The organism is Albimonas pacifica (assembly GCF_900113695.1).
In the GTDB taxonomy this organism is placed as follows: Bacteria; Pseudomonadota; Alphaproteobacteria; order Rhodobacterales; family Rhodobacteraceae; genus Albimonas; species Albimonas pacifica.
In genome coordinates this window covers 281,656-302,635 of sequence record NZ_FOQH01000001.1, presented here as the reverse complement: position 1 = coordinate 302,635, position 20,980 = coordinate 281,656, and the positions used below count along the sequence as shown (strand labels likewise).

Sequence of the window (20,980 nt, the reverse complement as noted above, 5' to 3'; positions counted from 1 at the left end):
GCGATGCTTCGTATGCATTCGATCCAGTCGAGACCCCCCGATGCGCACCGTTCCAGACAGCGACAGCCCCCCGGATCGCGGACAGGCCGCCGGCGCCTCGGCGTCGGCGGAGGGGCGCCACCGCACCCTGTTCGAGACCTCGGGCCTCGCGATCTGGCAGGCCGACTGGTCCGCCGCCCTGCCGATGTGCGAACAGGCCGAGCGCGAGGGGCGCGAGGTGCGGGACTGGTTCCTCGACCATCCCGAGAAGGTGCGCGAGGCCGCCGCCCAGGCGCATCTGACCGACGCGAACGAGGCCGCGGCGCGCCTGTTCGGCGTCGAGAGCCCGGCCGTCCTGCTGCGCGAGGGCATCGGCCGGTTCCGGACCGAGGCCTCGGTCTCGGCGCTGCCGGGCATCTTCGCCGCCATCCGCGCGGGCGCGCCCTGGGCGGATGCGGAAACCACCTTCCGCACCGCCTCGGGCGCGCCGGTGGAGGTGCTGTTCCGCGTGGCCCTGCCCCCCGATCACGACGGCTGGCGGCGCACCCTGATCGCGGCGATGGACGTGACGCCCCTGCGCCGGGCCGAGGCCGAGCTGCGCCGGGCGCAGGACGCGCTCGCCCATCACGCGCGGGTCACCATGCTGGGGCAGCTCGCCGCCTCGATCGCCCATGAGGTGAACCAGCCGCTGGCCGCCGCCGTCTCCTACGCCCGCGCCGGCGCCCGCTGGCTGGCGCGGGAGACGCCGGACGTCGACCGCGCCCGGCACAGCCTCGAGCAGGCCGAGAGCAACGCCCTGCGCGCCGCTCGCATCGTGGAGCGCATCCGCGGCATGACCCGGCGCGCGGCGCCGAACGTCGGTCCGGTGGACCTCGCCGCCCTGGCCGAGGAGACGCTGGCGCTGGCCCGGCGCGATCTCGCCGCGGCCGAGATGCGCGTCGACCTGCGCGCGCCGCGGCGGCTGCCGCCGGCGATGGGCGACCGGATCCAGCTTCAGCAGGTGCTGATGAACCTGATCCTCAACGCGCTGGAGGCCGGGCGGGGCCTGCCGGAGGAGCGGCGGCGGCTCGAGATCGCGCTGGCGCGGACGCCGGGGGGCCTCAGCCTGGCGGTGGAGGACCGCGGCCCCGGGCTCGATCCCGAGGCGCGGGCGCGGGTCTTCGATCCGTTCTTCTCGACCCGCGAGGGGGGCATGGGCATGGGCCTGTCGATCTGCCGCAACATCGTCGAGAGCCATGGCGGCGCGATCCGGGTCGAGGCGCCCGTCGCCCCCTGCCCCGGCGTGCGGTTCGTGGTGGAGCTTCCCGCCGCCCCCGGATCCGCGGCCGATCCGGCCGCGGATCCGGTCGGCGCGGTCTGCAGGGCCGCCGAATGACCCGGCCCGCGGCCGCCCCCGCGCCCGCTCCGGCGCCCGATCCGGAAGTGTGGATCCTCGACGACGACTCCGGTCTGCGCGGGGCGCTCGAGGCGCTGCTGGTCTCGGCCGGCTACGCGGCGCGCCAGTTCGAGACCGCGGCCGCCGTGCTCGCCGCCGCCCGGCCGCCGGGCCCCGCCTGCCTGCTGCTGGACGTGCGTCTGCGCGCGGAGAGCGGGCTCGACCTGCACGAGCGCATGGCGCGCGAGGGGACGGGGATGCCGGTGATCCTGATGAGCGCCTTCGGGGACATCCCGATGACGGTGCGGGCGATGCGGGCCGGCGCGGTGGACTTCCTCGAGAAGCCGTTCCGCGACGAGGCGCTGCTCAGCGCCGTGCAGGCGGCGGTCCGCCGGGACGCCGAAGCCGCGGCGCTGCGGGCGGAGGCCGCCGCGCTCGCCCGTCGCCACGAGACCCTCTCGGAGCGCGAGCGCGAGGTGATGGCGCTGGTCGCGGCGGGGCTGATGAACAAGCAGATCGCCGGGCGGCTGGGGCTGTCGGTCGCGACGGTCAAGATCCATCGCGGCGCGGCGATGCGGAAGATGGCGGCGCCCTCGCTCGCGGATCTCGTCCGCGCGGCGGAGATCCTGGGCGTGCGCGACCCCGCGCTGGGGCGACACGCGACCTGACCGGCCCCTCCGCCGGGCGACGCGGGCGGGGGCGTCTCAGTCCAGGTGGCGCGCCAGCAGGTCGAGAAGACGCGGCAGCGCCACGGCCTCGGCCCGCGCGTCGAAGTTGGTGGCGCAGATCAGCGTGCCGGGGCGGCGGAGGGCGGGGTCGACGAACCAGCTCGACACCGGGCCCGGCGCGATGCCCCGGCTCCAGGCCTCCTGCTGGAACGCGCGGTCGTCGACGTCCGCGCGCAGCCACACGAGCGCCGCCGGCCCGCTGGGCGCGGCCTCGATCCCGGCCCCGGCCAGCGCTGCGAGCAGCCGGCCGCGGCGTTCGGCGTAAAGCGCCTTGGTGCGCCGCAGATGGCGCAGGTAGTGGCCTTCCTCGAGGAAATGCATCAGCCCCCGCTGCGCCACCGGACAGGGGGCGGGCAGGATGTGCGCGGCGACCTCGGCCATCCGCGGCGCGATGCTCAGGGGCGAGACGACGAAGCCCAGGCCGATCATCTGCCCCAGGGTCTTGGCGAAGGTGCCCAGGTGGATCACCGAGCCGCGCGCGTCCTCGGCCGCCAGCGCCGGCGTGGCCCGGCCGTCGAGCTGCAGCTCGGCGAGGAAATCGTCCTCGATGATCCAGGCGCCCGTGCGGTCGGCCCAGTCCAGCAGCGCCCGGCGGCGGGCGGGCGACAGCGCCGACCCCAGCGGCGCGTGCTGGCAGGCCGAGACCACCGCCAGCGCCGCCTCGGGCGCCCGGGCGACGGCGCGCGCCACGTCCAGCCCCTCGGCGTCCACCGGCGAGGCGACGGGGCGCAGGCCCTGCCATTCCAGCGACCGGCGGATCACCGGAAAGCCGGGATCCTCGACCAGCGCCTCGGCCCCCGGTCGGGCCCGCGCCGCGATGGCGAGGGTCAGGCCGGCGCGGAAGCCGGTCGTGACGACCACCTGGTCGGGCGCGCAGGCGATGCCGCGCGCCACCGCCAGATGCGCCGCGATCTGCGCCCGCAGGCCCGGGTCGCCGCGGGGATCGGGCTGCACCGTGCTCTCGAAGGACCGCGCCCGCGCCGCCCGTCCCAGCAACCGGGCCCAGACCTTGACCGGATAGGCCTCCTGCGCCGGGACCCCGTTCTGGAAGGGCAGCGAGGGCGCCTCGTAGGCGGGCGTCATGCCGGGCATCGGATCGGGCAGGGCCTCGACGGCGGGACGGGACGCCGCGGGCCGCTCCGCCGCGCGCGACGGGGCGACCAGGGTGCCCGAGGCGCCGGAGGCGATCACCAGCTGCTCGTCGGCCAGGATCTCGTAGGCGCGCCGCACCGTGCCCCGCGCCACCCCGAGCTGGGCGGCCAGATCGACCCAGGAGGGCAGCCGCGCGCCATCGGGAAGGCGGCCGTCGCCGATCGCGGCGCGGATCGAGCCGGCGATCTGGTCGGCGATCGCGCGCCGCCGGCTGCGGTCGATGTCGAAGACGAGCCCGGGCCTGGTCATCCGCATGCATCCTGTCCGAGGCGGGCCCTCGCGCCCGCGGCTTCCCCACGACGTCGCATCGGTCCCAGCCCTTGGTCTTAGCCGACGATCCCCAGGCGTGACTGCGCCGGGCCCGTCCGGCGCGCAGACTGTCCCCATCGCCGCCGTCGAAGCAACCGGGCCGCGCCCCCCACGTCAAGGCCCCGACCCGCCGAAGAGGAGACCGCCATGCCGCGCCGAGCTTCCGCCCCGTTCCCGTCGCCGGGCCGGCGCATCCTACGCGCGCCCGCCGATGCGGCGGCGGGCGGCTTCGCCCTGCCCGCGCGGACGCCGCCCGGCTTCGCCAGGGGCCGCGCCGACGCGGCGGGCGCAGAGGCAGGCCTCCCGCACGAGGCTGCGGCCGGGTCGCCGCCGATCGGCATCGACGACCTGCACGAGGCGGCCGAAGCCCTGCGCGGCCAGGCGATCCGCACGCCCCTGCTCGAGTTCGACAGGCTGAACGCCTGGGCCGGACGGCGGGTGTTCCTGAAGGCCGAGAGCCTGCAGCGCACCGGCTCGTTCAAGGTCCGCGGCGCGTTCAACCGGCTGTCGCGCATCGCCCCGCGCGACCGCGGCGCAGGCGTCGTCGCCTGGTCGTCGGGCAATCACGCCCAGGGCGTCGCGGCGGCGGCGCGCCTGCTGGAGATGCCCGCGACGATCGTGATGCCCGCCGACGCGCCGGCGATCAAGCTGCGCAACACCCGCGCCCTGGGGGCCGAGGTCGTGCTCTACGACCGCCGCCGCGAGAGCCGCGAGGCCATCGCCCGCCTGATCGCGCAGACCCGGGGCGCGACGCTGGTCCCCTCCTACGACGACCCGCTGGTGATGGCCGGCCAGGGCACGGTCGGGCTCGAGATCGCGGCGCAGGTCAGCGCCGCGGGGGGCGAGATCGGCCAGGTCCTGGTCCCCTGCGGCGGCGGCGGCCTGATCGCCGGCGTCGCCACCGCGATGCACGCCGAAGCGCCCGGGGCCCGCGTCCACCCGGTGGAGCCGGCGGACCACGACGACACCGCCCGCTCGCTCGCCGCCGGCCGGCGGCGGACGGCGCGCGGGGGAGCGCCCTCGATCTGCGACGCGCTGCTGGCGCCGACGCCGGGCGCGCTGACCTTCGAGGTCAACCGCCGCCTGCTCTCCCACGGGCTGAGCGTCGACGACGAGACGGTGCGCGCCACGATGCGCTTCGCCTTCGAGGCGCTGAAGCTGGCGCTGGAGCCCGGCGGCGCCGTGGCGCTCGCGGCCCTGCTGTCGGGCGCGGCGCCGCGGAGCGAGGGCGACGTGGTCGTCGTCCTCTCCGGCGGCAACGTCGACGCCGGCGCCTTCGCCCGGATCCTCTCCGACGCGCCGAGGCCGCGCGCGGACCCGTTTTCCTGACCCCCCGGCGACAAGGAGATGACGCCATGCAGCCCCGGATGACCGACTACTTCAAGCGCACGCAGCCCGGCCTGAAGGCCCTGATCGAATTCGAGAAGGCTCTGCGCGAAAGCCCGCTGGACGCGAAGCTGCTCCACCTGGTCAAGCTGCGCGCCAGCCAGATCAACGGCTGCGCCGCCTGCATCCACCTCCACGTGGACGAGGCGCTGAAGGACGGCGAGAGCCACGCCCGCCTGCACATGCTGGCCGGCTGGCGGGAATCCCCCTGGTTCGACGCGAAGGAGCGCGCGGCGCTCGCCTGGACCGAGGCGCTGACGCTGGTCGCCCGGACCGGCGCCCCCGACGAGATCTGGGCCGAGGTCGAGGCCGCCTTCGACCCCGACGAGCGCGCCTGGCTCAGCTTCGCCATCGGCGCGATCAACCTGTGGAACCGCGTGCAGATCGGCTTCCGCGCCGTGCATCCCGACCTGGCGCCGGGGCCGCAGGCCCGCGCCGCCTGACCCGCCGCCCCGGGGCGCCCGGGCGGGCGCCCCGCCCCCGTCGCTTGCGACCTCTCCCCCCCCGCCGACCGCGCCCGCCCTCCGGCGGCGCGCCACGGCTTTGCAAAGGACGAACCTCATGACCCCCGAGCGTCGAATGTCGTTGGCCGTCGATTGGGACGAGGCCGACCGGGACCTGCTGGACGCCCTGCTGGACGAAGCGCTCGGTGAGAGCTTCCCGGCGAGCGACCCGCCCGCGCTGCCCACGCTGGCCGAGCTGCGCCGGCGCCGCCTGACCGCCGCGACCCCGGACGCCGCGGCGCGCTCGCACGGCAAGCCCCCCGAGGCCGGAGACGCGGCCTGGGAGAGCTGAGCGGAAGCGGCGCCGCGGCGTCCGCCCTCTCCCGACGTCCGGCCTCTCCCGACGTCCGGCGCGGCCTCTCCCGACGTCCGGCGCGGCCTCTCCCGACGTCCGGCGCGGCCTCTCGCGACGCCCTCTCCCGACCGGCAGGCGGCTCCCGGCCCCCTCAGCCCTCCGCGGGCAGGGGCGGGAAGGCGGCGGGGCGGCGTTCGAGGAAGTGGGCGACGCCCTCTTCCATGTCGGGGACGCCGTGGCATTTCTCCAGCTCCACGTCGGCCATGCGGGTGGCCTCGGCCAGGGTTTGGACGAAGGCCCCGCGGAGCTGGGCCTTGATGACCGCCATCGAGCGGGGGGAGCAGTTCGCGGCGAGATCGCGGGCGACCTCGAAGGCGGCCTCGGCGAAGCCCGCGTCGGGAAGCGCGCGGGCGAGGCCCAGGGACGCCGCCTCGGCCCCGCGCAGCGTGCGGCCCGACAGCAGCAGGTCGGCCGCGTTCATCGGCCCGATCAGGCGCGGCAGCAGCCAGGCCGAGCCGTGCTCGGCCACGAAGCCGCGCCGCGCGAAGGCGGTGGTCAGCTTGGCGCCCTCGGCCACCAGGCGGATGTCGGCGAAGAGGGGCAGGACGAAGCCCACCCCGGCCGCGCCGCCGTTGATCGCGCAGATCAACGGCTTGCGGCCCGACATCAGGTAGGAATAGCGCTGGGCGAAGTCGCCCTCGACCGCGGGCGGCGCGGCGGTGGAGCCGGGGCCTTCCCCGTCCTCGGCCGCCACCGCGTCCATGTCCGCGCCGGCGCAGAAGGCGCGGCCTGCGCCGGTCAGCAGGATCGCGCGGGCCTCGGGGTCCGCCTCGGCCTGCGCGAAGCGCTCGCGCAGCAGGGTCTCCAGCCCCGGGGTCCAGGCGTTCATCCGCTCGGGACGGTTGAGGGTCAGGACGGCGACGGCCTCGCGGACCTCGTAGAGCAGTTCGGACATGGTCACCTCAGGGGGAAGCCGAGCGCGCCCAGCGCCTCGCGCAGGCGCTCGCGGCCGTTAAGGTAGGCGGGGTTCGACAGGCGGTCGTGGACCCGCGCGGCCCAGGCCTTCGACGATCGTCCGGTCCCGTGGCCATGGGCGGCGAGCGTCGCGTCGTAGGCCGCCACGGCGTCCGCGTCGTCGGCGTCGTAGCGGCCGTGGTGCAGGACGACCGACTGCGGCAGGCGGGGCTTCACGGCGGTGATCCGCGCAGGGTCTTCATGGCCGATGCACAGGCCGAAGACGGGGGCCGCGCCCTCGGGCAGGCCCAGCTCGGCCGCCACCGCCTCGGGGCGGTTGCGCAGGGCGCCGATGTAACAGCAGCCGAGGCCGAGGCTCTCGGCCGCCAGCGCCATGTTCTGGGCGGCGAAGGCGCAGTCCGTGGCGGCCGTCAGGAAGGTCTCGAGACAGGCGAGCGAGGGCAGCTCCAGCCCCTCGCGCGCGGCCAGGCGGCGGGCGCGGGAGGTGTCGGCGACGAAGCACAGGAACAGCGCGCAGTCGCGCACATAGGCCTGGTCCTGGCTGAGCGCCGCCAGCCGCGCCTTCTGCGCCGGGTCCGCGACCGCCACCACCGACCAGCTCTGCATGTTCGAGGAGGTCGCGGCCGACTGGCCGGCGGCGAGCAGCGTCTCCAGCAGGCCCTCGGGCAAGGGGCCCGGCACGTAGGCGCGCACCGACCGGTGGGCGAGCATCAGGGCGATGGTCTCGTTCCACGGGCCCGGCGCGGGCGCCGGACCCGCGCCGTAGCGGGCGGCGAGCGCCTCCTGCGGCGGGGGCAAGGCGTCGAGGGTCATGGCGCGCTCCGCTCAGGCGGCCAGGCGCCACAGGCCGTCGTCGTGGCGCGCGAAGGTCAGCCGGCCGCGGCCGATCAGGGTGTTGGCGTGGGCCAGGCTCTCGGCGAAGGCGAGGCCGGCGTGGTGGGGCGGAAGCTCGCGCTTGAAGAGGCGCGGGATCAGCTCCCCGACCGAGAGCGGGCCGTCGGCGCAGGCCGCGAGGATCTTGCCGAAGACCTTGTCGTGGTGGGCGTTCAGCTCGGCCACCCGCGCATGCAGGCCGCGGAACGGCAGCTTGTGGCCGGGCAGCACGAGGGCGTCGTCGGGGATCTCGGCGCGCAGGGCGTGGAGCGAGGACAGGAACCGGTCGAGCGGGCGCGCGAAGGGCTCGTAGGGCCAGACGCCGACGTTGGGGGTGATGCCCACCATCACCTGGTCGGCGGCGAGGAACACGCCCGCCTCCGGGCACCACAGCATCGCCATCTCTTCCGAGTGGCCGCCGCCGGTGCGCACCTGCCACGCGCGCCCGCCGATCTCCAGCACCTCGCCCGCGACGATCGAGCGATAGGCCGCCGGCATCCGGTGCACGGTGCGCACGTATTCCGGGCCGCGGCCCAGGATCCCCTCCATCGCCTCGCGCGAGAGGCCGCGGGAGAGGTAGAAGTCCTGGTCCTCGCTCTCCGTCTCCTCGAAGAGCGCCGCGACGCGCAGGCGGGTCAGCAGGTATTCGGACTGCACCATCAGCAGCTCCGCCCCGGTGCGGCGCAGCAGCCAGCCGGCGGCGCCGACGTGGTCGGGGTGGTGGTGGGTCACGATCAGCCGGCGCACCGGACGCCCGGCGAGGGGGCCTGCGAGCAGCGCCTCCCACCCCTCCAGCGAGGGCGCGTCGCCGAGGCCCGCGTCCCAGATCGTCCAGCCGTCCCCGTCCTCCAGCGCGAAGACGTTCACGTGGTCCAGCGCCAGCGGCAGGCCGAGGCGCATCCACAGGACGCCGGGCGCGACCTCGACCGCGGCGCCGGGGGCGGGAGGCGTGTCGAAGGGCGTCGAGATGGCGGAGACGGGGGCGGAGGCGTTCATGGGCTCGAGTCCGGGATCGGGGAGGAGGAAGGGCGAGGGGCGGCGCGCGTCGGTCAGTCCAGCGGCGCCTCCAGCCCGTCGATCAGCCGCTGCCGGAGCACGTTGCGCTCGACCTTGCCGGTGGAGTTGGAGGGGATCTCGTCGAGGAAGAAATACCGCCGCGGCCGCTTGAAGTCGGCGAGGTCGGGGCTCGCGCGGCAATAGCTGTCCAGCGCCTCGGCGCTGAGCCCGGGGTCCTTGCGCACGATCGCCGCGCAGACCATGTCGCCCCACTTGGTCGAGGGCAGCCCCACCACCGCCGCGTCCTTGATCGCGGGATGGTCGAAGAGGATGTTCTCGATCTCCGAGGGGTGGATGTTCTCGCCCCCCGACTTGATGGTGTGGTCGATGCGCCCGTGCACGGTCAGGAAGCCGTCGCCGTCGAGGCTGCCGGCGTCGCCGGTGAAGTACCACCCCTCGCGCAGCACGGCCGCCGACTTCTCCGGCAGGCCCAGATAGCCGTCCATGACGGCGGGGGTCTTGACGATCACCTGCCCGATCTCGCCCTCCGCCGAGCGGTCGTCGGGCGAGGCGGCGTCGGCCTTCACCAGGCGCATGTCCACCCCCGCCACCGTGTGCCCGACGGAACCGAGGCGGTGGGGGTGCACGCGGTAGTCGATGCCCACGACCGTCAGCGCCTCGGTCATGCCGTAGAGGTTGAAGAAGGTCTCGGGGAACAGCTCCATGCAGGCGCGGGTGGTGGCGTCGTTCAGGGTCTGGCCGCCGTAGAAGCCGCAGCGCAGCGAGCTCAGGTCGTAGCGGCTCAGGTCCTGCTGCATCATCATCACCATCTGCGTGGGCACGCCGTGCAGGCAGGTGATGCGCTCGGAGCCGACCAGGCTCAGCGTCTCGTCCACGTCGAAGCCGCGGGTCATCACCGCGGTTCCGCCCAGCATGACGAAGGGGATCACCTGCAGCTGCAGCTGCGCGATGTGGAACAGCGGCTTGTTGTGGATGCAGGTGTCGGAGTGGCGGAACCCCGCCTCCAGCGCCATCGACATCGCCCCGATGATGTCGGCGCGGTGCGAGCGGATCACCCCCTTGGGCAGGCCCGTGGTGCCGGAGGTGTACATGATGAAGGCCGGGTCGTCCCAGGACGCGCCGAGCCGGGGCTCGCGCTCGGCCGCGGGGGCGACGAAGGCGTCGAAGGGGGTGGCGAAGTCGGGCGTGCGGTCCCCGATGTGGACGAAGCCCAGGCCCCTGGCGGCGAGCTCGGGGGCGAGGATCGCCACCCGCTCGGCCAGTTCGTCGTCGAAGACCACGATCTTCGCACCCGAGTTCTCGATGATGAACTTCAGCTCGTTCGCCGCCAGCCGGTAGTTCACCGGCACCGCCACGCCGCCGAGCTTCAGCAGGCCGTAGAACCCCGCCACCTGCTCGGGCAGGTTCCAGGTCAGGAAGGCCACCTTGTCGCCCGGCCCGATGCCGGCCGCCTGGAAGGCGTTGGCCGCCTTGTTGGCGAGCCGGTTGAACTGCGCGTAGGTCCAGCGCCGCCCCTCGAAGACGATGGCGGTCTTGGAGGGCCAGCGGGCGGCGGCCTGGGTCAGGTGGTAGCCGATGTTCATGGCGCGCGGGTGCCTCTCGGGAGGGTTCAGTCGGGGAGACGGACTTCGGAGCGGCAGGAGGCGACGGGGCGTCCGTCCTTCTCCAGCCGGTGCAGGACCTCGGCGACCTGGCCGCCGGGCTCGTGGCGCAGGGTGGTGATCTCGGCCGAGCCGGTGACCCGCTCGTCGGCGAAGACCATGGCGTGGTAGCGCAGCGCCATCTTCGACACGAACGCCTGCGGGCCGAAGTGCTCGCGCAGCTGGCGGGCGAAGATCGCGCCCCACTGCTGGCCGTCCACGAAGGGACCGGGCAGGCCCATCGAGGCCGCGACCTGGTGGTCGAAATGCACCTGGTACCAGTCCCAGGTGGCGGCGCCGTAGGCCATCATCCGCCAGGTGGGGAAGCTCTCGTCGATGGGCGGCAGCGCCTCGCCGGCGGAATGGGTCATGGGGCGGCCTCCGCTGAGGTCGTCTGCGCCAGGGGCTGGAGGAAGAAGGTCTCGCGGTTGGTCGCCACCACCTCGCCGGCGGCGTCGGTGTAGGTGGCGACCGAGATCAGCATCAGCTGGCCGCGCCCGTCGCGGGAGGATTTCTCCTCGATGCTCTCGAGCACGTATTTCACCGAGATCCGGTCGGTCGGCAGCACCGGCCGCATGAATTCGTATTCCTGCCCGCCGCGGATGTTGCGGAACCCCTCCATGGGGATGTCCCACTCATGGGCGAGGTAGCCGTTCTCGTTCGGCGTGCCGGGGGCGTAGGCGCCGCTCTCGACCACGAAGGTCGGGGGGGCGATGCGGCTGGGGTAGCCATGGGCGCGCGCGTAGCTGTCGGAGTGGTAGAGGGGGCTGCGGTCCTCGACCGCGATCGCGAAATAGCGGATCGCGGCGCGGCCGACCTCCTCCTGCGCCGGGTAGGACCGCTCCGCGCCGATGAAGGCGCGGAGCTCGTCCGTCAGCAGGCCGCTCATTGCGGGCAGACGGCGATCGGGACGATCTCGATCACCATCTCGCGCTTGAGGATGCCGTGCACCACCACGCCGGTGGCGGCGGGGAAGTCCTTGCCGAACCACTTGCGGCGCACCTCGGCGACGCCGCGGTAGTCCTTCAGGGTCGGCTCCTCGACGTATTCCACCGTCTTGATCATGTCGGCCATGCTGGCCCCACCGACCGCGAGCATGGTGGAGATCGAGGAATAGATCAGGTCCGCCTGCTCGACGACGTCGTAGTCGTGCCAGACCTCCTCGGTCGCCGGGTTCATCGAGCCGAAACCCGAGCCGAAGATCATCTTCCCGGCCTTCACGCCGGCCGAGTAGCTGAGGTTGTTGTAGCGGTCCCAGCCCGGCACGTGGATCCGCTCGGGCACGTCGCGGCTGGCGGTGATGTCGTACTGCACGACCGCGTCGGGGTGCAGGAGCTTCGGCTGCATGATCCCCGCCGCGCCGGGATAGACCGGGCCCAGCGCGTCGAAGCGCGGTTTTCCGCTGGCGCGGTAGTCGCCGCGGACCTCCGGCACCAGGAAGTCGATGGTCTGCACGACATGGCTGAGGTCGAGGCCCAGCATGGTCAGCATGTCCGAGGCGATCTCGAAGATCCGCGCGGTCTGGCCGACCACGTCGCCCTTGTAAGCGATCTCCCCGTCCGCGCCGAAGGGCAGGATCGTGGGCAGGTGCACGATGCCCTTGGTCACGCCCGCGCTCTCGACCCCGGCCGAGGCCTCGATCTCGATCAGCGCGTCGGGGCGCAGCAGGGCCTTCACCGGCACGGTGTTGACGGTGATCTCGCGCCCGCCCAGCACCTCGGCGCGCACGCCGGCGGCCTCGGCATACTGCTCCAGCGCGTGGACGGGGACGTATTCGACGACGCGGGTGACGTCGTCGAGGCTCTTGCCCGCGGCCTCCATCAGCGTCTCGATCTTCTTCCAGGCGACGCGGCACTGGTCGGCCATGCCGCCCTCGACCACCACGTGAGCGCCGTCGAAGCGCGAGGCCGAGGCGCCGGACAGGAACGTCCCCGCCGGCGTCGTCTTGCCCAGCGTGAACGAGTATTTCTTGTAGTCGAGCCAGGGGAAGCTCGTCGGTTCGATCGCGTCCAGCACGGGGGGTCTCCTTCGGGCGGGGGGTCAGTAGGAGCGGGGGAGGCCCAGCCGCTCCCCGATGAAGTTGCGGCCCATCTCGTTGGAGACGGGGGAGAAGAGGCCCAGCCGGGCGTCGCGGAACAGGCGTTCCATCGGGCTTTCCTCGACCAGCCCGTAGCCGGCGAGCACCCGCATCCCGCGGTCGGTGGCGCGCTGGCAGGCCTCGGAGGCGAAGAGCTTGGCCATCGCCGCCTCCTTCGAGCAGTCGATCCCCTGGGACAGCATCCAGGCCGCGCGCATCGTGAACAGGCGGGCATGCTCGACCTCGGTCGCCATGTCGGCGATCGGGTGCTGGAGGGCCTGGAACGCCCCGATGGGCCGGCCGAAGGCGTGGCGGTCGCGGGCGTATTGCACCGTCTGGTCCAGCACGCCCTGCATGATGCCCACGTACATCGCCGCGGCGAGGATGCGCTCCTCGTCCAGCGTCGCGATCAGGTGGTAGAAGCCGCGCCCCTCCTGCCCCAGCAGGTTCTCCGCCGGGGCGAGGGCGTCGTCGTAATAGGTCTCGCAGGTGCAGGCGGCGCGGTGGGCCATCAGCTCCATCCGCCGCGCCTCGAAGCCGGGCTGGTCGGTGGGGACCAGGATCAGGCTCAGCCCGCGGGCGAGCCTGCCCTCGGGCGCGGGCGAGGTCCGGCACAGCACCACCACCGCGTCCGCCTCGGCCCCGAAGGAGGTGTAGAGCTTGCGGCCGTTGACCTTCCAGCCCTGGGGCGTGAGCTCCGCCCGGGTCCGCCCGCGCAGCGCGTCGGTGCCGCCGTCGGGCTCGGAGATGCCGAAGGCCAGCGCCATTTCGCCCGAGGCGAGCCTGGGCAGGATCGCCGCCTGCTGCGCGGGCGTGCCGTGCTCGCGCACCGCGCGGGCCGACATCGCGAAGCCCACCAGGTTGGTGCCCAGCGACGGAAAGCGGCGGCAGACCTCCTCGACCAGCACCGCGCCGTAGGTGACGTCGGCGCCCGAGCCGCCGAACTCCTCGGGAATCGAGAGGCCCGGCCAGCCGAGCGCCGCGATCCTGTCGAAGACCTCGCGCGGGATCCTGCGGGCGCGGTCGGCGGCGCGGATCGCGGGCTCGGGCAGGTCGCGCTCGAAGAAGGCGCGGACCTGGTCGCGGATCTGCTCGTGGCCCGGGTCCGCCGAGAAGTCGAGGCTGGTCCTCAGGCCGCCCGAGAGCTCTGCGGCGTCGTCCAGGGTCATGCGGTCGCTCCTTGCGCGGGCCGCGCCGGGCGCGCCCGTGGAGGGGCGAGGGGACGGGCGCCGGGCGCGCCGGACCTCCCCTCGGCGGGTCCTGCGATCACGTTGCGACGCAGCATTTGTCCGGTCAAGATGAATTTCACATATTGGTCGTGAAATTGCATGGTGTTCATTATTTGAACTTATATCGCTCCCGCGAGCGTCGGGTAGTCGACGTAGCCCTCGGGCCCCCGGGCGTAGAATCCGGCCGGGTCGGGCGTCGCCAGCGGCGCGCCGGCGGCGATGCGGGCGGGAAGGTCGGGGTTGGCGATGAACAGCTTGCCGAAGGCCGCCGCCTCCGCCTCTCCGGCCGCCACCAGCGCCGCGGCCGACTCGGGGGTGAGCTTCTCGTTGGCGATCAGCGGGCCGCCGAAGACCCGGCGCATCATCGGCGCGAGGCTGTCGGGGCGCACCGCCTCGCGCGCGAAGAGGAAGGCGAGCCGCCGCCGCCCCAGCGCCTCCGCCACGTGGCCGAACAGCGCCGCCGGGTCGGGATCGGACATCGAGTGCCCGTCGCGCGGCGACAGGTGCACGCCGATGCGGTCCGCGCCCCAGATCGGGATCAGCGCGTCCACGATCTCCAGCAGCAGGCGGGCGCGATTCTCGACGCCGCCGCCGTAACGGTCCGCGCGCCGGTTGGAGCCCGCCTGCAGGAACTGGTCGATGAGGTAGCCGTTGGCGCCGTGCACCTCGACCCCGTCGAAGCCCGCCCGCAACGCGTTGCGCGCGGCCTCGGCGAACTCTGCGACCACGCCGGCGACCTCGGCCGTCTCCAGCGCGCGGGGCGTCTGCCAGCCGCGCTTCGGGCGCACCAGGGTCACCGTGCCCTCGGCCGGCAGCGCGCTGGGCGCCACCGGCGCGCGGCCGCCGAGGTGCACCGGGTCCGACAGCCGGCCGACGTGCCACAGCTGCGCGACGATCCGCCCGCCGGCCGCGTGCACCGCCGCGGTCACCCGCCGCCAGCCGGCCGTCTGCGCCTCGGTCCACAGGCCGGAGACCCCGCGGTAGCCGACCCCCATCGGCGAGACCGGGATCCCCTCCGACACGATCAGCCCCGCCGAGGCGCGCTGGGCGTAGTAGTCCACCATCATCGCAGGGACCGCGCCCGTTCCCGGCTCCGCCCGGCACCGGGTCAGCGGCGACATCACGATGCGGTTGGGCAACGACAGCGCGCCCAGGCGCACGGGCGACAGGAGGGGGGACATGGCGGCTCCGCTTAATTCAAATAGTGAACTTATGGCCCACTTTGGTTTGAATGATAAAACTTGACCGCTTTCGCACACAAGGCTTTGCTGCCGCGGTCCGGACAATCGCCTCCGGCCCCCTCTCGTCCAGCCGGAGACCGCCCCATGCCCCACCCCGTCCGCCGCCATGTCGTCGAGGTCGACGGCCGCGCCGTGCATCTGCGGGTGCTGGGCTCGGGGCCCGCGGCGGTGCTGCTGCACGAATCCCCGCGCAGCTCGGTGGCGGTGCAGCCGCTGGCGCAGGCGCTGGCGGACCGCTTCACCTGCATCTGCCCCGACACGCCCGGCTACGGCCTCTCGGACCCCCTGCCCCTCGCGCGGCCCGAGATCGCGGATCTCGCCGACGCCACCGCCCGCCTGCTCGACGCGCTGGGGCTGGAGGCGCCGGCCCTCTACGGCACCCACACCGGGGCCGAGATCGCGCTGGAGCTGATCCTGCGCCACCCGGGCCGCGCCTCGGTCGTGGCGCTGGACGGCTATCCCGTCTTCACCCGCGCCGAGCAGGAGGAGCAGCTGCGCTGGTATCTGCCGCGCTTCCCCACCCGCTGGGACGGCTCGCACATGGCGCAGCTCTGGGCCCGGGTGCGCGACCAGCTGCAGTTCTACCCCTGGTATGCGCGCGGCGAGGCCAACCGCCTGCGCTTCGATCCCCGCACGCTGGAGGGGCACGACCAGGTGATCGCCGACCTGATGGACGCGGGCGTCGAGGACGCGCCGAACTACGCCACCGGCTACGGCGCGGCCTTCCGCTACGACGGCGCCGGCGCCGTGACCCGCGCCGCGCAGGCCGGCGCCCCGGTGATCTACCTGTGCCGGGAGGACGACCTGCTGCACCCGCACCTCGAGCGGATCGCCGCCCTCGCCCCCGAGGCGCGGCTCCGCAGCCTGACCCCCGACCGCGCCGCCTGGGCCGCGGCCATGGCCGAGGCGCTGGCCGTCCCCGGCGCCGCCCCCGCGCCCGCGCTTCCCGCCCAGCCCGCCCGCCTGCGCTTCACGCCCGAGGGGATGCTGATGCGCCGCGCGGGGCCGGCGGAGGGCGCGGCGAGGCTGCTCCTGCACGGCCATCCGGGCTCCGGCGCCGTGCTGGCGCGGGAGACGGAGCGCGCGGCCCTGGGCGGCCCGGTCTTCGTGCCGGACCTGCCCGGCTCCGGCCGCTCGGCCCCGCTGGGCGGGGATCCGGCGACGCTGGCCGCCCGGATGGCCGGGACGCTGGCCGCGGCCCTTCCCGACGGGCCCCTCGCGGTGGAGGCCTGGTTCACCGCCCAGCCGGTCGCGCAGGCGCTGGCCGCCCTCGATCCCGCCCGCTTCCGCATCGCGGCGATCCACGATCCGCTGCCCTCGGGCGCGGCGCTGGACGCCCTGCGCGCCCGTCATGCGCAGGAACTGCCCAGCGACTGGCACGGCTCGCACATGATGGCGGCCTGGTGGACGGCGCGCGACATGCTCGCCTATTCGCCGTGGTTCGAGCGCACCGCGGCGACGCAGAGGCCGCTGCCGGCGGAGGTGGACCTCGCGATCCTGCAGGCGCAGGCGCAGGCGATCCTGCAGGGGCGCTTCACCGAGCCGGAGGTGATCCGCGCCCTGCTGGGCTGAGGGGGCGCCCCCCTGCCCGCCCGGCGCCGGACAGGAAAAGGCCGGGGCGGTCGCGCCCCGGCCTTTTCCGTTTCCCGTCCGACGGCGGGCCGCCGCCTCAGGCGACCGCGCGCAGCATCGGGCTGCCGCCGATCAGCCCGGCCTTGGCGGCGTCGTAGTCCGCCGCCCAGCGATCGACGATCTCCTGCACCGGGCGCACCGCGTCGATCACGCCCACGCCCTGGCCCGCGCCCCAGATGTCCTTCCAGCGCTTGGCCTTCTTCTCGTTCAGCGTCCACTCGAGCGTCTCCTTGGTCTCGAGGTGGAGCTTCTCGGGGTCGAGGCCCGACCTGACGATCGAGTCGCGCAGGTAGTTGCCCGGATGGCCGGTGAAGAGGTCCGAGAGCAGGATGTCCTTGGCCTCCGCCTCGATGATCATCCGCTTGTAGTCCTCGACCGCGTTGGCCTCGGCGGCGGTGATGAAGGCGGTGCCCACGTAGGCGAAGTCGGCGCCCATCGCCTCGGCCGCCAGGATCGAGCGGCCGGTGGAGATGCAGCCCGACAGCGCCAGCGGGCCGTGCCACCAGCTGCGGATCTCCTGCATCATCGCGAAGGGCGACATCTCGCCGGCGTGGCCGCCGGCGCCCGCCGCCACCGCGATCAGGCCGTCGGCGCCCTTCTCGATGGCCTTGCGGGCGAAGAACGAGGTCGTCACGTCGTGATAGACCTGCCCGCCCCAGCGGTGCACCGCGTCGTTCACGTCCTCCCGCGCGCCCAGCGAGGTGATGATCAGCGGCACCTTGTGGCGCTCGCACACCTCCATGTCGCGGTCGAGTCGGGCCGACATCTTGTTGACCACCTGGTTGACCGCGAAGGGCGCCGCCGGGCGGTCGGGGTGCTTCGCGTTGTAGGCCGCCAGCTCCTCCTCGATCTGGAACAGCCACTCGTCCAGCAGCTCCGGCGGGCGGGCGTTCAGCGCGGGGAAGGAGCCGATGATGCCCGCCTTGCACTGGGCGATGACCAGCTCGGGCCCCGAGATGATGAACAGCGGCGAGGCGATGACGGGCAGGCGCAGACGGCCGCGGAGGAAGTCGGGGACGGACATTCGCTTGTGGATCCTTTCAGAAAAGGTCCCCCGAGGCCCCGCGCCGCGCGCGGCCCCGGTCAGGACCCGTTGCGGGGGCGCGGCGTCCGCTCGCCCGCCCAGCGGGTGCGGTGCCGTTCCGAGTCGGGCAGGCGGTTGAGGCGGTCGGCCAGGCGGTCGGCCTCCTCGCGCAGCAGGGCGGCGAGGCCGGGGACCCGGTCGGGGGCGAAGCGCTCGGGGATGCCGTTGAGCGACAGCGCGCCGATGGGCCGGTCGTTGCGCGCGGTCAGCGCCAGCGCCAGCCCCATGATCCGGCCCTGCGGCTCGTCGGGGGCGAGCGCGTAGCCCAGCGCCCGGGCGAGGCGCACCTGCTCGCGGATCGCCTCGGGCGTCTGGCCCGGGGTCTTGGACAGGCGCGCGGCAGAGCGCTCGAGCACCTGGTCGACCTCGAAGTCCGGCAGGGCCGCGAGCAGCGCGATCCCCGTCGCGCCCGAGCCCACCGGCTTGCGGCTGCCGATGTCCATGGGCAGCGTGCGGATCGGGAAGTCGCCCGTCTCCACGTCCAGGCAGATCAGGTCGAGGCCCGAGCGCAGGCAGTAGGTGGCGGTGTCGCCGGTCGCCTCGGCCAGCCGCTCCAGCGCCTCGCGCGCGCGCTGGCTCAGGTCGTGGCGGTTCGAGGCGGCCGAGGCCAGGGCGAAGAACTCCAGCCCCAGCGTGTAGCGTTTCGACAGGGTGTCCTGGTCGACGAAGTTGTGGTTCGAGAGGCTCGAGACCAGCCGATACGCGGTGGCCCGGTCGAGCCCGCTCTGCTCGGCCAGGTCCATCAGGCGCAGCCCCTCGGCGGGGGCGGCGGCGATCAGCTTCAGAAGGCCCATGGCCTTGTCCACGGTCTGGCTCCCCTGGGGCGCCTTGCGGCGGGGCTTGTCCCGCCCGGCCTCGGGCCGCGCGCCGTCGTCTTCGCCGTTCGTGTCGTCTTCCTTCGGCGTCATTCGCTCCCCGCTCTCCTGGCGACCGTCCGTGCCGGTCCTTCGACCTGCACATACACGACCGGGGAGCGCGCCGCCTCAAGTCGTCCGACGAATCGGAAGATGCCGGAGGCTCGGCCGCGGCGCAACAAGATTTTGAATAGTGAACGCGAACCGATCTTGTGTGCGATATGCGAAATTTTCTCGTTGACATGCCGCGAGTGCGAAGCGCAGCATCGATGTATGGACAAACGAGCGATCCAGCCCAGGCGCCCGACGCCGCAGCGCCCCGCGGAGGCGGTCCCCGAGGGGGGCCGCGCCGGTCGCGGCGCCGCCGCGCAGGGGGCCGGGCGGGCCACGCTCGACGGGCGCCGCCGGGCCGTGCCGGGCCCGGCGGCCGTTCGGTCCTCGTCGCCGCGCGAAACGACGGCGACGCCGGAAACGACCGTGCCGGGCGGCGTCCCGACGGGTCGGCGCCGGAGCACAGGGAAGACCCAAGGGAAGAGACGCCGGGCGTGCCTGTTTCGCCGGAGCGATCATGCGCAAGCCAGACCCTTCGCCGGCCCGCCGCCGCGCCGACCGGGCGCGCCGCTGGTCCGGACCAGCGTCGCCCGCCGGAGCCCGCCGGGCGCCCCGCGCGGCTGACCCGAGCCGGGTCGGCCCCGCGATTTCCGTCTTCGCGCCCGCGGCGCCTGCCGCGGCGCACGCTTCCGCTGCCGCGGTGCCCGCCGCGGCGCCCGTTTCCGCCGTGCACGGCCCCCTCGCGCGCCTGCGCCGCAGCCGGAGGACCCCGGCCCGATGACGCGATACCTCGTCGTCCGACTCGCCGGCGCCGCCGCCACCCTGCTGGCGGTGCTGACCTTCGTCTTCGTGCTGGTGCGCCTCGCCGGCGATCCCGTGCGGCTGATGATGCCCGACCAGGCCACCGCGGCCGAGGTCGAGGCGGTGCGCGAGGCGCTGGGCCTGAACCGGCCGCTGATCGTGCAGTACTGGGATTTCCTGACCTCGGCGCTGGGCGGCTCGCTCGGCGACAGCCTGCGCCAGGGCCGCCCGGCGCTGGAGGTGGTGCTGGAGCGGATGCCGGCGACGCTGGAGCTCGCCTTCCTCAGCTTCGCCATCGGCTTCGCCGCCGCCGTGGCGCTGGCGGCGACCGCGGAGGTCGCCGGCTCGAAGCGTCTGCGGGGCCTGTTCCTGTGGATCGCCACCGCCCGCCAGTCGGCGCCGCCGTTCCTGTTCGGCATCGTGATGGTGCTGATCCTGTCGGTGAACCTGGGGCTCCTGCCCGCCATCGGGCGCAACAGCTGGCTCAGCTACGTGATCCCGGTGCTGACCATCTCCACCTTCGAGATCGCGCTCTACCTGCGCCTGATCGGCTCGGCCTTCGACGAGATGCGCGAGGCCGACTGGGTGCGCACGGCGCGCGCCAAGGGCGTGTCGCGGCCCCGGCTGGTGCTGCGCCACATGCTGCCCAACGCGCTGCTGCCGGTGGTGACGGTGGCGGGCATCAACCTGGGCGTGCTGATCGGCGGGCTGGTGGTGCTGGAGACGGTGTTCAACTGGCCGGGCCTCGGGCGGCTGATCATCGATTCGGTCAACAACCGCGACTTCCCCGTGGTGCAGGCGGGGGTGCTGGCCATCGCCGCCTCCTTCATCGTGATCAACCTGGCGGTGGACTTCCTCTACGCCGCCCTCGACCCGCGCGTGAGGCTCGCATGACCGCTCTCGCCGACGCCCCCCGCCCGCGCCGCCTGCGCCTGCGGCCGACCTTCACCGTCGCCGTCGCGGCGATCATGCTGGCGGCGGTCTTCGCGCTGGCGATCCTGGGGCCGCTGTGGCCGGGCTTCGACCCGGACACGCAGAACCTGTTCGGCGCCAAGATCCCGCCCATCCAGGACTGGGCGCACCCGTTCGGCACGGATCCGCTGGGGCGGGACCTGTTCTCCCGCCTCGCCTGGGCTTCGGGGGTGTCGATCCTGATCGCGCTGGCCGCGGTCGCGATCTCGGCCTGCCTGGGGCTGGCGCTGGGGCTGGTGGCGGGCTGGCGGGGCGGCTGGCTCGACGGGCTGCTGATGGGGGTGGGCAACACCCAGCTCGCGATCCCCGTGGTGCTGCTGCTGATCGTGCTGGTGGCCGCGCTCGGCGCCTCGACCGTGCTGCTGGTGGTGCTGCTGGGGCTGACCAACTGGGTGGCCTACGGGCGGCTGACCCGCTCCCTCGTGCTGACCCTGCGCGAGCAGGAGTTCATCGTGGCCGCGAAGACCGCCGGCGCCTCGGACGCCTGGATCATCCTGCGCCACCTGCTGCCCAACGCCGTGCCCAAGGTGCTGATCCTCGCCGCTTTCGACACCGGCGTGATCGTGACCATCGAAAGTTCGCTCAGCTTCCTCGGCCTCGGCGTGCAGCCGCCCGTCCCCTCGCTCGGGCTGATGATTGCCGAGGGGCAGCGGTATCTGCAGACCGACCCGTTCCTGACCGTGTTCCCCGCGCTGGCGATCTTCTGCCTGATCGGCGGCATCCAGTTCGCCGGACAGGGCCTCGCCGCTCGCCCGCCCTCGCGTGGAGGGCGCTGAGCCCCTCGCGATCCGTCTTCCCCGCAGCCTC

General features: G+C 73.9%; 20 protein-coding genes. 8 read left to right on the top strand and 12 right to left on the bottom strand.

Annotated elements, in window-relative coordinates; genetic code table 11:
- Nucleotides 1-40: 40 nt before the first annotated feature.
- The gene (locus BM064_RS01160; RefSeq protein ID WP_092857011.1) at nucleotides 41-1,354 is read left to right on the top strand and encodes a sensor histidine kinase; all 1,314 of its coding nucleotides are present in this window, start codon (nucleotides 41-43) and stop codon (nucleotides 1,352-1,354) included.
- Nucleotides 1,351-2,022: a response regulator transcription factor gene (locus BM064_RS01155; RefSeq protein WP_092857009.1), complete on the top strand. Its 672-nt coding sequence runs from the start codon at nucleotides 1,351-1,353 to the stop codon at nucleotides 2,020-2,022. Before BM064_RS01160 ends, BM064_RS01155 begins: the two co-directional genes overlap by 4 nt.
- Nucleotides 2,023-2,058: 36 nt before the next feature.
- Here BM064_RS01155 and BM064_RS01150 read toward each other — a convergent pair whose 3' ends face one another.
- Nucleotides 2,059-3,483, bottom strand: coding sequence for an aminotransferase-like domain-containing protein (locus BM064_RS01150; protein ID WP_092857007.1), 1,425 nt, complete (start codon nucleotides 3,481-3,483; stop codon nucleotides 2,059-2,061).
- A 207-nt stretch (nucleotides 3,484-3,690) separates the two neighbouring features.
- On the opposite strand from BM064_RS01150, the gene BM064_RS01145 reads away from it, so the two are divergent.
- The 3 genes from BM064_RS01145 (at nucleotide 3,691) to BM064_RS01135 (ending at nucleotide 5,724) form a co-directional block, all read left to right on the top strand.
- Entirely contained in the window at nucleotides 3,691-4,872 is a 1,182-nt protein-coding gene (locus BM064_RS01145) for a threonine ammonia-lyase (RefSeq protein WP_092857005.1), read from the top strand.
- Nucleotides 4,873-4,898: 26 nt separating this feature from the next.
- The gene (locus BM064_RS01140) at nucleotides 4,899-5,372 is read left to right on the top strand and encodes a carboxymuconolactone decarboxylase family protein (RefSeq protein WP_092857003.1); all 474 of its coding nucleotides are present in this window, start codon (nucleotides 4,899-4,901) and stop codon (nucleotides 5,370-5,372) included.
- A gap of 136 nt (nucleotides 5,373-5,508) precedes the next feature.
- Nucleotides 5,509-5,724, top strand: a complete 216-nt coding sequence (locus tag BM064_RS01135) for a hypothetical protein (RefSeq protein WP_092857001.1) — start codon at nucleotides 5,509-5,511, stop codon at nucleotides 5,722-5,724.
- Between the two features lie 154 nt (nucleotides 5,725-5,878).
- On the opposite strand, the gene BM064_RS01130 is transcribed toward BM064_RS01135, so the two are convergent.
- The 9 genes from BM064_RS01130 to BM064_RS01090 form a co-directional block, all read right to left on the bottom strand.
- Nucleotides 5,879-6,682 carry an enoyl-CoA hydratase-related protein gene (locus BM064_RS01130; RefSeq protein WP_092856999.1) on the bottom strand — a complete coding sequence of 268 codons (804 nt, stop codon included), beginning with the start codon at nucleotides 6,680-6,682 and terminating at the stop codon, nucleotides 5,879-5,881.
- A gap of 2 nt (nucleotides 6,683-6,684) precedes the next feature.
- Nucleotides 6,685-7,515, bottom strand: a complete 831-nt coding sequence (locus BM064_RS01125) for an NADPH-dependent oxidoreductase (protein WP_092856997.1) — start codon at nucleotides 7,513-7,515, stop codon at nucleotides 6,685-6,687.
- 12 nt (nucleotides 7,516-7,527) lie between these two features.
- Nucleotides 7,528-8,571, bottom strand: coding sequence for an MBL fold metallo-hydrolase (locus BM064_RS01120; RefSeq protein WP_092856995.1), 1,044 nt, complete (start codon nucleotides 8,569-8,571; stop codon nucleotides 7,528-7,530).
- Nucleotides 8,572-8,624: 53 nt separating this feature from the next.
- On the bottom strand, nucleotides 8,625-10,175 hold the full coding sequence (locus BM064_RS01115; RefSeq protein ID WP_092856993.1) for a class I adenylate-forming enzyme family protein: 1,551 nt from the start codon (nucleotides 10,173-10,175) through the stop codon (nucleotides 8,625-8,627).
- Nucleotides 10,176-10,201: 26 nt separating this feature from the next.
- Entirely contained in the window at nucleotides 10,202-10,603 is a 402-nt protein-coding gene (locus tag BM064_RS01110) for a MaoC/PaaZ C-terminal domain-containing protein (protein WP_092856991.1), read from the bottom strand.
- Entirely contained in the window at nucleotides 10,600-11,121 is a 522-nt protein-coding gene (locus tag BM064_RS01105) for an FAS1-like dehydratase domain-containing protein (protein WP_092856989.1), read from the bottom strand. Before BM064_RS01105 ends, BM064_RS01110 begins: the two co-directional genes overlap by 4 nt.
- The gene (locus tag BM064_RS01100; RefSeq protein WP_092856987.1) at nucleotides 11,118-12,248 is read right to left on the bottom strand and encodes a RidA family protein; all 1,131 of its coding nucleotides are present in this window, start codon (nucleotides 12,246-12,248) and stop codon (nucleotides 11,118-11,120) included. The genes BM064_RS01105 and BM064_RS01100 overlap by 4 nt, the downstream gene beginning before the upstream one ends.
- A gap of 24 nt (nucleotides 12,249-12,272) precedes the next feature.
- Entirely contained in the window at nucleotides 12,273-13,478 is a 1,206-nt protein-coding gene (locus tag BM064_RS01095; protein WP_092856985.1) for an acyl-CoA dehydrogenase family protein, read from the bottom strand.
- 179 nt (nucleotides 13,479-13,657) lie between these two features.
- Complete coding sequence (locus tag BM064_RS01090) at nucleotides 13,658-14,719, bottom strand: alkene reductase (protein ID WP_092856983.1); 1,062 nt, start codon at nucleotides 14,717-14,719, stop codon at nucleotides 13,658-13,660.
- Nucleotides 14,720-14,863: 144 nt separating this feature from the next.
- Here BM064_RS01090 and BM064_RS26720 point away from each other — a divergent pair, with 144 nt between their 5' ends.
- A complete protein-coding gene (locus tag BM064_RS26720) occupies nucleotides 14,864-16,351 on the top strand; it encodes an alpha/beta hydrolase (RefSeq protein WP_143103230.1) in 1,488 nt (495 codons plus the stop codon).
- Nucleotides 16,352-16,448: 97 nt separating this feature from the next.
- On the opposite strand, the gene BM064_RS01080 is transcribed toward BM064_RS26720, so the two are convergent.
- Both BM064_RS01080 and BM064_RS01075 read right to left on the bottom strand, forming a co-directional pair.
- Nucleotides 16,449-17,435, bottom strand: a complete 987-nt coding sequence (locus BM064_RS01080; RefSeq protein WP_092856981.1) for an NAD(P)H-dependent flavin oxidoreductase — start codon at nucleotides 17,433-17,435, stop codon at nucleotides 16,449-16,451.
- Nucleotides 17,436-17,494: 59 nt separating this feature from the next.
- Nucleotides 17,495-18,403, bottom strand: a complete 909-nt coding sequence (locus tag BM064_RS01075) for an IclR family transcriptional regulator (protein ID WP_092856979.1) — start codon at nucleotides 18,401-18,403, stop codon at nucleotides 17,495-17,497.
- 774 nt (nucleotides 18,404-19,177) lie between these two features.
- Here BM064_RS01075 and BM064_RS01070 point away from each other — a divergent pair.
- Both BM064_RS01070 and BM064_RS01065 read left to right on the top strand, forming a co-directional pair.
- Nucleotides 19,178-20,095 (top strand): ABC transporter permease, encoded by a 918-nt coding sequence (locus BM064_RS01070; protein ID WP_092856977.1) that lies wholly within the window; start codon nucleotides 19,178-19,180, stop codon nucleotides 20,093-20,095.
- The gene (locus tag BM064_RS01065; protein ID WP_092856975.1) at nucleotides 20,092-20,949 is read left to right on the top strand and encodes an ABC transporter permease; all 858 of its coding nucleotides are present in this window, start codon (nucleotides 20,092-20,094) and stop codon (nucleotides 20,947-20,949) included. The genes BM064_RS01070 and BM064_RS01065 overlap by 4 nt, the downstream gene beginning before the upstream one ends.
- The last annotated feature ends 31 nt before the right edge of the window (nucleotides 20,950-20,980 follow it).